Genomic DNA, 13,259 nt, shown 5'->3' on the forward strand with positions numbered 1-13,259 from the left:
GGGCCGATCGCTCTCAGGGGAATCGGAACGTCTCCAGATTCTTCGGCTGATGCGTCCTGATATCGTACTGCTGGTAGAGGGCCGACGAGAGCTGATCCGTCGCCTGATCGTCACCGTGAACGCAGAGAATCCGCTCCGGCCGCGGGTTCATCTCCTCGACGTACTGCTCGAGACCCGCTCGGTCCGCGTGCCCCGAGAATCCGCTCACGGACTCGATTCGACAGTAAAGCGTCAATCGCTCCGCGCGTCCGGAACCGCCCTCGAGCGACACCTCCGTGCGACCGCTTTCGATTCTGCGGCCGAGCGTCCCTTCCGCCTGGTACCCGACGAACAGGAGCGTGTTGTCCGCGTCCGGACCGAGTAACTCGAGCCAGGACATGATCGGGCCGCCGGTCACCATCCCGGACGTCGAGAGGATGATACAGGGCTCGCCGCTGGCGATCTCTTCGCGCATCGCCCCGCCGCCGTCGACCTGGTGGAACTGCTCGGCCATGAAGGGGTTCTCGTCCTCGTGCAGGATGCGTCGCCGAAGCCCGTCGCGGAGATACTCCGGATACGCCGTGTGGATCGCGGTCGCTTCCCGAATCATCCCGTCGAGATAGATCGGCATCGTCGGAATCTCGTCCTCGCGCATCGCTTCCTCGAGGACTAACATCAGCTCCTGTGAGCGGCCGACGGCGAAGGCGGGGATGACGACCGTTCCATCTCGATCGTACGTTTCTCTGATGATCTGACGGACCCGCGCTTCGCTCTCTTCGGTCTCCGTCTGATAATCGTTCCGTCGGCCGTACGTCGACTCCATGATCATCGTTTCCGCTCGCGGGAAGTCGTTGACCGCACCGTTGAACAGTCGCGTCGGTTCGTAGTGGACGTCGCCGGAGAAGACGACGTTGTGAAAGCCGTTCCCGACGTGGAAGTGCGCCGTTGCGCTCCCCAGGATGTGCCCCGCGTTGTGCATCGTCAACTTGACGTCCGGCGCGATATCGGTGACGTCACCGTATCCGATCGGAATCGTGTGTTTGATCGCCTGCCGGACCTGCTCACTGGAATATGGCGGCGTCCGGCCTTCCTTCGAGGCGACGTCGAGATAGTCCAGTTGGAGGAGCCCCATGAGATCCCGCGTCGGTTCCGTCGTATAGATCGGTCCATCGTAGCCGTATTTGAACAACAAGGGGAGCAACGCGCTGTGATCCAGATGTGCGTGCGTCAGCACGACGGCATCGAGTTCCGGCAGTGGCATCGCTTCCGGAACGTGAAGATACGGCACCTCACCTTCGGCACCGGGTTTGTCGCCGCAATCGACGAGTATCTTCGTATTCGGCGTGTGGAGAACGAAGCTCGCACGGCCGACCTCACGACAGCAGCCCAGCGTCGTCACTCGAACCCAGTCAACGTCGTTCTCGGGCGTGCCGTGAATTTGTTCGCCGACGTCGACGAGAAAGTCACGCCGTTCGGCTCGTTCTTGCGTAAGGTAATTCCTGACGTTGTCCACCGTCGACGACTCCATCGGCGGCGTCCGGACGACTTCCGGATTCCATCCCACTTCCTGCGAAATCTCGCGGATCGTACTTCCTCGTTGTCCGATTACTAACCCCGGTTTCTCGGCTTTGATCAGTACCTCTCCGATCGACGAGTGGAACTCGAGATCCTGGATCTTCGCGTCGTCGGGAACGACATCGTGGATCACCGCCTCGGCTTCGTCCGGGCTCGACTGCGTTCCCGGAACCGGACGGATCGTTATTCGTTTGCGAAGTGCGTGTGCGAGCGTCCCGAGAATATCACTATCGCGTGCGAACTCTCGAGCCGTCTCAGTATAGATAACGAGATCGGGACCCTCGTACTGAACGTCGGTGACGTCCAGTTCTGAGGGCACCTCATTTCTAACTCGGTCGTACAGGTCGGAAGCGTTCGTATCGTCACTCATAGATCGGATCGCTGTCGTTGTCTGGTGATCACATACACCTCCTCGAGGGACCCGTGTACTAGAAACTGGCATCGAACTCGCCAATCGAAGGGACGGAGAGGGGGTGATGAACCGGTAGTTTCGTCTTAGTGAGGAGGACCAAAAAACTTCGTATCACGAATAGCGTGGGACGGCATCGAACCATGCGGTGACAACCTCCCCGCCGTGGTGGGATGGTGGCCAGCGAGTCAAACGAACCGCGATACCGTCCGAGCGAACTAGATGAGTGGCGGGTTCGTGGCCAGATTGCAGCCGTTCTGGTGAGTTACGGCGAGAGTGCGACGGCCGAAGGCGCGGAAAATACCGTCCTCCGGTGTCGAAATCAGGGGAGCGACTCGCAGGCGATTCCGTCGCTATCGGCATCGAGGCGGTGCGGGTCGCTCGGATCTCTCTCGAGCACCGTTTGTGCTTGGTCCTGCGTGTCGAAATGGCCGCAATCGTAATCTCCATCCGCGGGAAGCTGGGGGAGATCCTCGGTGCTCTCATCTGCTGGCGGTTCCGGATCCGATTGCTCTGTGGACTCGTCGCTCCCACCGGACGACTGGGAGGACCCTGCGTACTCCCAGACGCCGACATCGTTGGCTCGAGCCGCCTCCTCGGCGGATCGGAACGCCGATCGCTGTGTGAACTGGGTATCGTACAGCCGCGCGTATCCGTTCTCGAGGAGGCGGAGATTGAACGACGTGTCCGACGACGCCGACTGGGACGCGTACACGAGTAGGCGGTCGTACGTGCCGCGCCGGTCGGATTCGGGGTCCAGTTCGATATGGATTTCTTCCCCGGCCAGGCGCTCTTCGGCGTACTCACTGGCGTGATCACCCCACTGGGCTAACCAACTCCTTCCGGCCGCATCATCGGGAATGCCTTCCCACTCCGCAGGGTCCGTCCGGCCAGTGCTCGTCTCCGGCGTATCGACGCCGAGTAATCGGATCGTCTCCGTGCTGCCGTCGGGCATTCGCACGTCCATCGTATCCCCGTCGGTGACGGAGACGACCGTAACCGTCCACGACGTCTGTTGCCCACGTGCTATCGAATCGGCGTGTGAATCAGCATTCGAATCCGCCGATGCGGAGTCGGACGGAGATGCCGTGCTCCCGTCCGATGTCGGTCTCGACTCAGAATCAGCGACTGAATCCGCTGTCCCACTTGACGAGGAGTCGGACGTGGCTGCCGTGCTATCGTCCGGCTGAGAGGTGGATTCGGAATCGGTTGGTGAGGCTGTCGTGGCATTCGACGACGAGTCAGCGGCTGCTGCCGTGCTATCGTCGGGCGACTGGTCCGAATCAGCATTCGAGGACGAATCCGCCGTGTCGGTTCCCGAGGAGTCAGACGCCGAATCCGAACTCTCTGCTGTGGATGACCCGGAATCGGTGTCTCCCGTCTCCTCTGCGTCGTCCCCTGACGAGTCGTCCGATGACGAGTCGGACGGCGGGTCCGTCGACTCGGACTGAGACGCGGGCGAATTTGCGTCATCCGTCGCTGGAGACTCCGCAGTCGGAACGAGAGCCGCCCCTGCGACCGTTCCGACGAGGATTACGACGACGAACGTCCCGCGTCCGAGCGTACTGAGGTCGGGGCCGCCGACCGATTCGACTGCACCGATAACGAGAGGACGGGTTTTCGGGAGGAGAAGCAGCCCGGTCACCAGTAGAATCGATCCGCCGAGCAGTCCTACACCTCCCTCCGCCAGCCCGCCGAGACCAGCCAGAAGTAGGCATATCCCCGACCCGTAAACGACGACCTGTTTTACCCGTCCGATAGTAACGCCTGCAGGCATACGACACACGCCCACACACGCCGTAATCAGCGCTGTTGATGATTCGATGAATCAGCGTCATTGAGATAATACAAACTCGATGCGAGAATCCATCGAACCCCACTCCAGTAGAGCGTTACAGATTCCCAGCAGAGCACTGAACCCAAATTCGAGATTCCGGGGTTCCAGCCTCGAGCCTGCGAGTTCCGATCGCAATCGAACCTGATCAGTCGCCGGCGGCGCCCGCCGTCTCGCCGGCGTTCTCGCCGAGATAGGCCTCGATGACCCGGCGATCGTTCTGGATCTCGTCGGGAGTCCCGGACGCGATGAGAGAGCCGTTGTCGAGGACGAACACGCGCTCGCTGACGGACATCAGCGCGCGCATCACGTGATCGATGAGGAAGACCGTCTTCCCCTGATCTCCGATGTCTCCGATGAGATCGACGATCGCCTCGGTTTCCTCGGTGTCGAGGCCGCCCGCGACCTCGTCGAACAGCAGGACCTCGGGATCGGTCGCGAGCGCGCGAGCGATCTCGAGGCGCTTCAGCGCGCCGACGCTGAGCTCGTCGGGCGTGGTGTGGGCCATCTCGTCGAGCCCGACGAACTCGAGGACTTCGTGGGCGCGCTCTTCGGGGTCGTCGACGTCGCGGCCGCCGAACTCCGCGCCGACGGCGGCGTTCTCCACGAGCGTGAGGGTTTCGAACGGGCGGACGATCTGGTGGGTGCGAACGAGCCCCCGGTGACAGATTTCGTGGGGGGAGAGGCCGGTGATGTCGTTCCCGTCGAGGTACACGGTCCCTTCGTTGGGTTCCTGAACGCCGGAGATGAGTCGGAACAGCGTCGACTTGCCGGCGCCGTTCGGCCCGATGAGACCCACGGTCTCTCCCCGATCGATAGCGAACGAGACGTCGTCGACGGCGACGATGCCGCCGAACCGTTTCGTGAGTTGCTCGCCTTCGAGTACGGTCATCTTGGTAGCCGTTACCCATCCACTCGCATAAATGTGGTCTTCTGCGTCGGCCCTGTCCCACGCGCGTGAAATTTACGCCCGGGCGAAGTGAGTTTTATACGGATCCGAACGGATCGGGCCCGATCGGCGGCGTCCCTCCGCGCTCTGGGCCTCGAGCCGCGCCGCCGATGCGGTCGCGGCGGACGCGTCGATTTCCGATGCCGCTGGTAGAAACGAGCGACTCCGACGCGAAATTCTCGTCGGAGCAGGCCGCCCCGATACACCCCGGGGGCGAGTCCCGCGATGGGATCGTCAGGCCCACCCAAGCATTATTTACCATTATTAATACACAAAGACCACACCGACGACCTATCTTCCAATTTTCCCATCGGTAACTTCATCAGCTAATATCCTCTCAAACCCCGTCACGGAGACCTCGATCGTTGAAATCAGCAGTGAAACGTGGCAAATGTAATAGTTGGTGGACCATAACCATACCTTTTATAATGTAAGTGATATAGATGGAGATATAGCATGGTGGGACGTAACAAGCAGCAGGGAAGGCGTACGTATCTCAAAACACTCGGGGCGGCCGGTGCCGCCGGCATGTCCGGACTCGCCGGCTGTACCCTCATCGGGGACGAAGACGACGGGGAAGGGATTACGATAGCCGCGACGGTACCGCGGTCGGGGCAGTTCTCCTCGCTCGGGACGGCGGTCGAGGAGGGGTACGAACTCGGCGTCGCGAGGATGAACGAGGAACTCGACGAGGAGGTCGAGATCATCATGCACGACGACGAAAGCGACCCCGAAGTCGTCTCGCAGAGCCTCACGCAGATCACGAGCAACAACCAGGTCGACATGATCTGGGGGAGCTTCTCGAGCGTCCTCGTGACCGCAGGGAGCGCGTTCGCGGAGAACCAGGGACTGCCGTTCCTCGGCGCGTTCTTCGCTTTCGAGGGGCCACACCGCAACGAGGGGTACGAGTGGACGTACTCCCCGTTCCCGAAGTCCCGGGACGTCGCGCGGTCCACGCAAGGCCTGCTCGAACTCATCCCGGAAGGTGAACGCCCCTCGAACATCGGTATCTGGGAGGCCAACAGCGGATGGGGCGAGGAGCAGGCCGACTACTGGGAGGAGACGCTCTCGGGGGCCGGCTACGACGTCGTGCTCCGGGAGACCTACCAACTCGGCTCCGAGGACTTCTCGTCGCTCATCTCCCAGTCGGCCAGCGCCGACGTCGAAGTGTTGCTGTCGACCCCGACGCCGCCGGGCGGCATCACGGCCGTCACCCAGATGCAGGAGAACGGCTGGGCACCACAGGTGCTGAAGTTCGTCCGCGCCGCGGACCCGACCGCGTGGTGGTCGGGTCTCGGCGAAGCGGGCGCCTACGCCTGCATGTGTCCCGGCTGGGTGCCGGGGCTGACCGGCGGCGGCAACGAACAGCTCTGGAGCGCCTACGAGGACGAGTACGGGCTCGACGATGGCGAACTCATTCGAACCCCGGTTGGCGGCGGATACAACCTCGCACAGACGGCGCTGCAGGCGGTTCAGGCCGCCGACTCCACGGATCCCGGTGCCATTCAGGACGCGCTCCGGTCGGAGTCCTTCGAGACCGTCATCGGTTCGTTCAGCTTCGAGGACAACGGGCTGCCGGCGGAAGGCGAACTGACCGCACCGACCGGCCAGTGGTGGGAGGGGAACCAGCACACCGTCTACCCCAACGCCGACGGGCGCGGTGCGTCCGACTTCCGCTACCCGATTCCGTCGTGGAGCGAACGGTAATCCCTCGCCGTCCAACGTTATTGATACACACACATGGTAGCTACCGACCTAGTCGTTCAGTCGCTGCTCAACGGCCTTCTCCTCGGGGGGATCTACGCCGTCGCCGCGCTCGGCCTCTCGCTCGTGTTCGGGATCATGGACATCGTGAATCTCGCCCACGGCCACATGTTGATGGTCGGCGCGTACGTCGCGATCACCCTGTTCACCGCGTTCGGACTCACGCCGATCGTCGGCATGGTCGTCGCGTTCGTCGTGCTCTTCGTGCTCGGGATGGCGCTCCAGCGCGTCGTTCTCAAGCGCGTCGTCGGAGAGGGGATGGAACAACCCATCATCGTCCTGTTCGGGCTCGCGCTGATGCTCCAGAGCATCGGCCGGATCGTCGTCGGAAGCGACGCGCAGGCCACCGATATCGGGATTCCCGGGAATCCGGTTTCCATCGGAGAGATAACGCTCTCGTTCCCCCGGCTCGTGACGTTCGTCCTCTCCCTCGCGCTCATCCTCGGCACGTGGGCGTTCCTGAAGTACACGACGACCGGGCTCGCCATCCGCGCGACCGCACAGAACAACGCCGCCGCGCAGTACATGGGTATCGACACGGCCAACATCTACGTGCTCACGCTCGGCATCGGGACGGGGCTCGCAGGCGCGGCCGGCGCGCTGCTCTCGATGCTGTTCCCGATCACGCCGTTCGTCGGCTGGTCGTACCTCCTGAAGGCGTTCGCCGTGGTCGTCCTCGGCGGCGTCGGGAGCGTCCCCGGCACGCTCATCGGCGGCCTCATCCTCGGGGTCTCCGAGAACGTCGGCGTTCTCTACCTCGGGGGCGGGTTCCGAGACATCATCAGCTTCACCATCTTCGTGTTGGTGTTGCTCGTGCGGCCACACGGCCTGTTCGGCAACTCCGGGGGTGGTGAGTGATGGTGTCGCTCACGGGACCCTTCGAGGGGCTGTTCGGTGATCGGCGCCGCGTCGGGCTGTTCGTCGTCGCGGTGCTCGCGCTCGCGGTCGTTCCCTACACGACGACGAGGTTCGTCACGAACATCTTCTTCAACGGGCTCGTCTTCGTCTTGCTCGGCGTTTCGTGGAACCTCATCGCAGGGTACACGGGTCAGATCTCGCTCGGTCACCACGCCTTCTTCGGGCTCGGCGCGTTCGTCTCCGCGTGGCTCACGACGCCGATGCGGGCCGGCTTACCGGAGTCCATCCAATCGCCCGTACTGGTCGCAGTCGCGGCCGCTGCGATCGTCGCGGGACTGCTCGCGCTCGTGCTCGGTCCGATCCTGTTCCGGCTGACCGGCCACTACTTCGCGATCGGCACGCTTGCAGTGGCTGCGATCATCCAGCTCGTCTTGCTCGACCAGCGGCAGTTCTCCGGGGGTGCGACCGGCTACTACGTCAGCAACGAGCTCGAGCCGGACGTGGTATTCCTGCTGATGCTGGTCGCGACCGTCGCGTGTATCCTCGTCACGTACGCCATCGTGAACAGCCGCGCCGGGCTCGGAATGCGGGCCATCCACGACGACGAGGACGCCGCCAGCAGCCTCGGCATCAACCCGCTGCGGTACAAGATGTTCGCGTTCATCGTCGCCTCGATGATGGCCGGCATCGCGGGCGGGTTCTACGCCCAGTTCTGGCTGTACGTCAACCCCGACTCGACGCTCGCCGTCTCGTGGATGGTCGATACGCTCGTCGTCGTCGTCCTCGGCGGGATGGGGTCGATGGCCGGGCCGCTGCTCGGGGGCGCCCTGTTCGTGGCGCTCGACGAGGGCCTGCGCCAGATCGCCGGCGAGTTCGCACCCGTCATCGAGGGAGCGCTCATCATCACGTTCATCATCTACGCGCCGGGCGGCCTCTACAAACTCCTCGCGGACCGCTTCGGCGACGCCGAATCGCCGGCCGTCGATGAGGACGCCACTACCGACCAGTCAGGTGCGGAGTAACTGCTGACCGCGTCTCCGTTGCCACTCCTTTTCTCGCCGGCCGCTCCTCGCTGTCCCTCGACTCGAGAACCGCCTCTCGCGCCGACGACTATCCGCCGAGGTACGACGCCGCGACGCGCTCGTCGTCCGCGAGTTCTGCCGCGTCGCCGGACAGCGTGATCCGGCCCGACTCGAGGACGTACCCGCGGTCGGCGATGCGAAGCGCGTTGTTGACGTCCTGTTCGACGAGTAGCACGGTCGTTCCCTCCTCGTTGATGCGCTCGATGGCGTCGAACACGTCCTCGACGAGCACGGGAGCGAGCCCCAGACTGGCCTCGTCGAGCAGGATCAGGTCTGGGTCGCTCATTAGTCCGCGTCCGATGGCCAGCATCTGCTGTTCGCCGCCGGAGAGCGTACCCGCCTTTTGGCCCTGTCGCTCCTCTAATCGCGGGAACACGTCGTAGACGCGGGTGAGTTGTTCGTCCATCCCCTCGCGGTTCGTGTACGCGCCGAGCCGGAGGTTCTCTCGAACGGTGCTGTCCGAGAAAATCTCGCGACCCTCCGGAATGTGGGTGATCCCCTTCGGGACGATCTCGTCCTGATGGAGGTGCCCGATGGACTCCCCATCGAACGTGACCTCCCCCGCCATCGGCGTGAGCGGGCCACAGATGGTTTTCAACACGGTCGTCTTGCCGGCACCGTTGGCGCCCAGTAACGCGACTGTCTCGCCTTCAGTCACGGAGAAGCTGACGTCCCAGACGACCTGGATGTCCCCATACGCGACGTCGATGCTATCCACTTCGAGCAGTGTCATTGGGCCACTATACACACACCGCCATTAAAATAGTACCTCAGTTCGCCGAGTCTCGCCCCGTGATACTGGTATCTGGCAGCGGAAGAACGGGAACGACAGTCTCCCACGATATAGCGGCCGTCCGCGATCCCGATCGGAGCGCGGGAGATCAGTCCGATCGACGGCCGAGCACGGCGATGGCGACGAGCGCGCCGACGGCGGCGGCTCCGGCACCGAAGCCGGGGAGGCTCTCGGCCGATCCAGTTTCCCCGCTACTGCCCGTCTCGGCCGTGGCGCTGAGCGAGTCCACCGGCTCCTCGTGGAGGTGCCACGTGGCGACGCTCCCGTCGACCTCGTGGGCGTTCGAGTCCGTGATTTCGCCGGGCATCTCGAGGACGTACGTTACTTCGTCGAACGTCGCGTCCTCGGCGGGGTCCTCGACGCTCGTGGACTCGTAGGCGACCGTTCCGTCTTCGACCGTCAGTTCGAGTCCCTCGAGTTCGCTGCGATCGAACTGGGTGAACGCGACCTCGATACGGTAGCCGTCCTCGAGTTCGGTGTCCGCGGCGTCGCCGTACGCCTCGAACCCGTTTTCGGCGGGGAGCATCCGTTCTTCGGCGAACCACGCGGCGACCGTCTCGTAACCCCCTTTGTCCGCGGCCGCCCGCAGCGACTCGTAGGTCGCCGCGTCCGTCTTCCAGTTCATCTCTAGGGTGTCGATGTCCCCGTCCTCGGTGACCGTCGTCGTCGTTTCCATCGAATCTCCCCCTTCCTGTGCCGCGGCGACGGATGGGTCGCCGATTCCGATGGAGAGGACGACGAAGACGGCGACGAGGACCCCGCTCCGAGTGACCATTGATATCGCCCTTTTCGGTTTACGGTTATAGATATTACTATCGAGACAGATTTTCGTATCGACTGACTTCCCGAGCGGTACGGTATCGCGACCCGCGTTCGGATCGTCCGAAACTGGGGGACGAACGCCGATCGCCCGGGACAACAGTAGAAGAACCGCTCACTCCTCGCGTTGCGCCGCCGCTCGCTCCCGGGCCGTCTCGATCTTCGTCTCGAGTTTCTTCAGGACGCTGTACGCGAACTCGTCGGGCATCTGCCCGTACTGGACATCGACGGTCACCATCGCGTCGCAGTCGTCGACGATTTCGGGGGCCCACTTCCCGCGGGCGAGTTTCGACTCCTCGGTGACGACGGCCTCGCCGTCTTCGACGTCGACGAACGCCGTGACGGTGTTCCAGATGTCGGGGTTGCTCGTGGTCGCCTCGTCGAACAGTCCCTCGAGTCGCGATTCCTTGATCGGTTTCTCGGCGACCTCGTCGCGCAACTCCTCGAGGGCGTCGGCGAGGGCCGCGTACTCCGCGGCGGGTCGCTCCGTGTCGTCGAGGATCATCGTGGCCACCTCGCGTGGTCGGGGCGCATCTGTAGGCGAGGGTTGTGACTGGAGAACTAAGACTTCCACGTTACGCAAATCACCAGGGGCCCCGAGAACGGACGGTCTCGATCGGGCAACGGGCGGTGATACCGACGGCTCGCGATATCGGATACTGACTCGAGCCACCGGAGAGAGCGCTACTCCGCGCCGGCGTCGGCCGGCGGATCTGTCTCGGGATCGGTGACGACTTCGAACGTCCCTTCGCCGCACGAACACCCCTCCTGGCCGATGATCCGCACGGTCCCGTCGGGCCACTGTCGCGCAGCGTAGATGGATCCGCACGCGTCGCACGCGGCCAGCACTCGCGTCACTTCGTCTTTGTGAGCCATCCCCACTCCGTCGAGACGCGGATCGGGAGAATGAATTTTACTACTCGAGAATTTCATCGAGAGTGGAACGAACAGGCGCAAAATGTGCCATATCGGCGTGAAGTGGGGCTAATTGGCACGGTGAGCACCGTTCGTGACGAGATCCGTCCTAACCGATCCGAACGGATCGGCCGTCGTCGGTTTTGCAATTGAAGCGTATCTGGGGTCTGGCCGGGCGCTTCGCCCCGTCCACCGCGTTCTCCGGTTCGGTCCCGTCCGGTGGACGTCCGAGGGGATAGCGACCGTTTTCGCACCAGCCCCAGTGACCGTATCCACACCATATACTGCGAGGAGCCGATCGTACGGCACCGGCACCTAATCAGGTATGACATACGCGATCGAAAGAGAGCTTCCTGTTCGATTTAGTGACAACCTATTTAATATTGATCCGATGGAGTGGGAGTACGTGACGATGATCGATCAGTCATGGGGATTCAAGCGGGTGGCGTCCCGGAAAACGGGCGTCCGAGCGGCGCAGTTCGGCCCGCGACCGGGTGGTTCACCGCGTCGTCCCGCGGTCGGATCGCGCCACACCGGGACGTCCGTCTCCTCGCACACCCACGGGTGGGTGGCGGGGGGGTCGGATCGCCGCTTCCGATCGTCGATGCGTGGCCGACTGCGATCGACCCCGCTCGCAATTCCCCACTCGAGCCGCCAGCGAGGTACCGACGCGCAAACGTGGAAACGGACCGCCGAATCAGGTAAACAGACCGTCGAATCGGTTCGCCCGTTGCAGTCCCGTTCAGACCGAGGTTCCAGCGATGGATAACTTTCAGTCCCAATCGAATCAGCAGTCGTCAGCCGACGGGGGTCGAGACGAAATCATCGTCGAGATAGTCCAGGCGCTGGCCGAAGCCGATCGGCTCAACCTCGACGAAGTCGAGTACACCCTCTACGAGTACATCAACCCGGCCGTCCTGACGGAGCTGGCCGACTACGATGGCGGCACCTGGGAGTTTACGTTCGAGATCGCCGACCACGAGGTGACGATCACCAGCGACGGTCGGCTCTTCGTCGACGGCGTGCTCTGTCAGAACGATCTGTCCCTCCAGCAGTCGTCGTCGGCGCCCGTGTACCGGTGAGGTCGTTCCCCTAAAAATGGGGTCCCGGCCGTCACAGCAGCAAGGACACGATGGCCAACACGACGAACAACAACACGAGCCACTTTCCGGCAGCCATGCTCAGTCCGGCGACGCCGTTCGCGCCGAGCGCACCGGCGATGATCGCGATCACGAAGAACAGCAGTGCGAGTTCTAACATGTCTATACAAACGGCTGTTCGACGGAAGTGAATTCGGCCTGAATACGCCGCCTCCACCGACCACCGCCCGCCGTCTCTACCGACCATCGGCAGGGTCGGTCTCTCGAGTATCACTATCCGTGAGTCTACAGTGTAGCCCCGCAAAACCCACTCCGTCCCACTTCGGTTCGACTCGATTCGATCCGCTACTCGTTGAGATGCGACCGATAGCCCTTGGGTTCGAACCCGCGCCGGCAGATCACCCGCTTTCGACCGACGGTGATCGCACTGATCTGGCCGTCGTCTTCCATGTCGCTGATGACGTCACGAAGGCGCTCCTCCGACCAGCCGGTTTGCTGCTGGACGGTCGATCGATCGACGCGGCCGCCGCGTTTCACGAGTAGTCTGAGAATTTTGTCGTCGTCGGGTAGTTCCTGCTCGTCGACGCCGTACTCGATCTCTTCGGCGTAGCTGAGCGTTTCGTCCTCGCTGCCGTCGGCGTCTTCGTCCGCCGATTCGGCGGTATCCGCGTTTTCCGCCGTACTGTCCGACCAGAGTGAAGTGAGCCGACCCCAGAGTGTGCTGATTACCATTCTTCGATCACCGTCTGTGGTACTCGTCAGTGGCGTCCGTTGGGACCCCACCGACGTTGGTTTTATGTTTCATGGGTTATGTATCTCTGTAGTTGCTAATTACGGTATAACTATCGTAACGCTGCCATTGGCGAATAGCGCGGGCCTTGCGACCCGCAAGTCGATTATCACCTCATCGAGTAGACACTCGAGACCGAGACGATCGACCGTCACGGCAGATCCCGGACGAAGCAGCCGGTTTCGCGTACGGAAGTCGTCTCGCTATCGACGAGGCGCGCGTCGACCGTTCGGCCGTCGGAACCACCGTTCCCGGGCGGACTCGGCCCCGTCTCCAGGCGCGGGCCGCCCGCCGAGGAGGCTCCGAACCGGACGAATACGCCCCGCTCGAGGCCCTCGCGCGGTTCACAGATCTCGGTTTCGACCGCTGCCATGGCTATCCGTTCACCATCC

At 63.0% G+C, this 13,259-nt stretch carries 14 protein-coding genes; 4 read left to right on the forward strand and 10 right to left on the reverse strand.

The features are described 5' to 3' along the window. Positions 1-13: 13 nt before the first annotated feature. The 3 genes from J0X25_RS32825 to J0X25_RS32835 all read right to left on the reverse strand — a co-directional run bounded on the left by J0X25_RS32825 (position 14) and on the right by J0X25_RS32835 (position 4,689). Positions 14-1,924, reverse strand: coding sequence for a beta-CASP ribonuclease aCPSF1 (locus tag J0X25_RS32825; protein WP_207288096.1), 1,911 nt, complete (start codon positions 1,922-1,924; stop codon positions 14-16). A gap of 361 nt (positions 1,925-2,285) precedes the next feature. Beyond that, complete coding sequence (locus tag J0X25_RS32830) at positions 2,286-3,740, reverse strand: thermonuclease family protein (protein ID WP_207288097.1); 1,455 nt, start codon at positions 3,738-3,740, stop codon at positions 2,286-2,288. A gap of 205 nt (positions 3,741-3,945) precedes the next feature. Continuing rightward, positions 3,946-4,689, reverse strand: coding sequence for an ABC transporter ATP-binding protein (locus J0X25_RS32835; protein WP_207288098.1), 744 nt, complete (start codon positions 4,687-4,689; stop codon positions 3,946-3,948). 513 nt (positions 4,690-5,202) lie between these two features. Here J0X25_RS32835 and J0X25_RS32840 point away from each other — a divergent pair. From J0X25_RS32840 to J0X25_RS32850, 3 genes are read left to right on the forward strand one after another with little or no spacing between them, the layout of a single operon-like run. Further along, positions 5,203-6,453 (forward strand): amino acid ABC transporter substrate-binding protein, encoded by a 1,251-nt coding sequence (locus J0X25_RS32840; protein WP_207288099.1) that lies wholly within the window; start codon positions 5,203-5,205, stop codon positions 6,451-6,453. A gap of 33 nt (positions 6,454-6,486) precedes the next feature. Beyond that, entirely contained in the window at positions 6,487-7,368 is an 882-nt protein-coding gene (locus tag J0X25_RS32845) for a branched-chain amino acid ABC transporter permease (RefSeq protein ID WP_207288100.1), read from the forward strand. Then, entirely contained in the window at positions 7,368-8,390 is a 1,023-nt protein-coding gene (locus tag J0X25_RS32850; protein ID WP_207288101.1) for a branched-chain amino acid ABC transporter permease, read from the forward strand. The genes J0X25_RS32845 and J0X25_RS32850 overlap by 1 nt, the downstream gene beginning before the upstream one ends. 88 nt (positions 8,391-8,478) lie before the next feature. Here J0X25_RS32850 and J0X25_RS32855 read toward each other — a convergent pair whose 3' ends face one another. The 4 genes from J0X25_RS32855 to J0X25_RS32870 all read right to left on the reverse strand — a co-directional run bounded on the left by J0X25_RS32855 (position 8,479) and on the right by J0X25_RS32870 (position 10,938). Next, the gene (locus J0X25_RS32855) at positions 8,479-9,183 is read right to left on the reverse strand and encodes an ABC transporter ATP-binding protein (protein ID WP_207288102.1); all 705 of its coding nucleotides are present in this window, start codon (positions 9,181-9,183) and stop codon (positions 8,479-8,481) included. A 148-nt stretch (positions 9,184-9,331) separates the two neighbouring features. Further along, positions 9,332-10,018, reverse strand: a complete 687-nt coding sequence (locus J0X25_RS32860) for a hypothetical protein (RefSeq protein ID WP_207288103.1) — start codon at positions 10,016-10,018, stop codon at positions 9,332-9,334. Positions 10,019-10,177: 159 nt separating this feature from the next. Then, the gene (locus tag J0X25_RS32865) at positions 10,178-10,567 is read right to left on the reverse strand and encodes a hypothetical protein (RefSeq protein WP_207288104.1); all 390 of its coding nucleotides are present in this window, start codon (positions 10,565-10,567) and stop codon (positions 10,178-10,180) included. 179 nt (positions 10,568-10,746) lie between these two features. Further along, entirely contained in the window at positions 10,747-10,938 is a 192-nt protein-coding gene (locus tag J0X25_RS32870; RefSeq protein ID WP_207288105.1) for a hypothetical protein, read from the reverse strand. A gap of 800 nt (positions 10,939-11,738) precedes the next feature. Here J0X25_RS32870 and J0X25_RS32875 point away from each other — a divergent pair. Beyond that, positions 11,739-12,059, forward strand: a complete 321-nt coding sequence (locus tag J0X25_RS32875) for a HalOD1 output domain-containing protein (protein ID WP_207288106.1) — start codon at positions 11,739-11,741, stop codon at positions 12,057-12,059. A gap of 31 nt (positions 12,060-12,090) precedes the next feature. Here the strand turns inward: J0X25_RS32875 and J0X25_RS32880 are convergent, their stop codons facing one another. The 3 genes from J0X25_RS32880 to J0X25_RS32890 all read right to left on the reverse strand — a co-directional run bounded on the left by J0X25_RS32880 (position 12,091) and on the right by J0X25_RS32890 (position 13,240). Further along, positions 12,091-12,237 carry a DUF1328 domain-containing protein gene (locus J0X25_RS32880; protein ID WP_207288107.1) on the reverse strand — a complete coding sequence of 49 codons (147 nt, stop codon included), beginning with the start codon at positions 12,235-12,237 and terminating at the stop codon, positions 12,091-12,093. 185 nt (positions 12,238-12,422) lie between these two features. Continuing rightward, the gene (locus J0X25_RS32885) at positions 12,423-12,809 is read right to left on the reverse strand and encodes a helix-turn-helix transcriptional regulator (protein ID WP_207288108.1); all 387 of its coding nucleotides are present in this window, start codon (positions 12,807-12,809) and stop codon (positions 12,423-12,425) included. 209 nt (positions 12,810-13,018) lie between these two features. After that, the gene (locus tag J0X25_RS32890) at positions 13,019-13,240 is read right to left on the reverse strand and encodes a hypothetical protein (RefSeq protein WP_207288109.1); all 222 of its coding nucleotides are present in this window, start codon (positions 13,238-13,240) and stop codon (positions 13,019-13,021) included. Between the last annotated feature and the right edge of the window lie 19 nt (positions 13,241-13,259).

The sequence above is a fragment of the Haloterrigena alkaliphila genome (assembly GCF_017352155.2).
GTDB classification, from domain to species: domain Archaea; phylum Halobacteriota; class Halobacteria; order Halobacteriales; family Natrialbaceae; genus Haloterrigena; species Haloterrigena alkaliphila.